Raw genomic sequence first — 1046 nt, 5'->3', positions numbered from 1 at the left:
CCGTGGTGCTGGCATCCGTGATGTCGGTGACCACGACCGCGAAGCTGTCGGTGATGTCGCCGCCCGAGTGATCCTCGGTCTCGCCATCCTCGACGTAGCGGTACGTTACGGTGCCCGTATCGGCGTCATAGCCGGTCACGCTCAGGGTGCCTTCGCTCCCCTCGATGACCACCGGGTCGGCCTCGGTCGCATTGGTGATGTCGACCGGTGTATCCGCATCGACGCCAGCAATGGTGACCGTGGCAATCCCGGCAGTGGCGGCGACCGTGAAGCTGCCGGTGACGGTATCGCCGGTGGCTTCGGTGACGCTGTTGTCGTCCGTGCCGCTGATGCCGGTGATGACCGGCGCGGCATCGGTCGAGCCCGTGACGGTGATGGTCAGCGTGGTGCGGGAGACATCGCCATCGGCATCGGTGATGCCGTAGGTGAAGACGTCGCTCAGCGGGTCGCTGTCATCGTTCAGTGACTGGACCTYGGCATTGCYGTTGTCCAGCACGTAGCTGTAGCTGCCGTCACTGTTGAGGGTCAGCGTGCCGTAGCTGCCGGCGATCTCGGTACCGGTCGTGTCGYTGACGTTTGCCGCAAGCGCGTCAYCGTCYTCCAGAGTGCCTGTCACGACACCRGTGACCAGGGTCGGCGTGTCGCTGCCCAGGGCATCGGCGGCCGCATCGGCATCCGTGCTGTCACCGGCCCCGCTGATGACATTGCCGGTCAGGGCGTCAGAGGTGTCCTCGGCGATGGTGCCGGTGTCGGCATTGGCTGTCGGGACGGTGTCGACGATCGCGATGTCGAGACTGTCCGTGGTGCTGGCATCCGTGATGTCGGTGACCACGACCGCGAAGCTGTCGGTGATGTCGCCGCCCGAGTGATCCTCGGTCTCGCCATCCTCGACGTAGCGGTACGTTACGGTGCCCGTATCGGCGTCATAGCCGGTCACGCTCAGGGTGCCTTCGCTCCCCTCGATGACCACCGGGTCGGCCTCGGTCGCATTGGTGATGTCGACCGGTGTATCCGCATCGACGCCAGCAATGGTGACCGTGGCAATC

The 1046-nt window shown here is 65.3% G+C and carries 1 protein-coding gene; it reads right to left on the bottom strand.

Annotated elements, in window-relative coordinates:
- On the bottom strand, positions 1-1046 hold a 1046-nt coding region (locus AOG28_RS17395; protein WP_200906837.1), incomplete at both ends, for a VCBS domain-containing protein.

Origin of the sequence: Cobetia sp. UCD-24C (genome assembly GCF_001306765.1) — a bacterium.
Lineage (GTDB): Bacteria > Pseudomonadota > Gammaproteobacteria > Pseudomonadales > Halomonadaceae > Cobetia > Cobetia amphilecti.
Note: the sequence above shows the minus strand (reverse complement) of the source record. Positions and strands in the feature narration are given on the sequence as shown.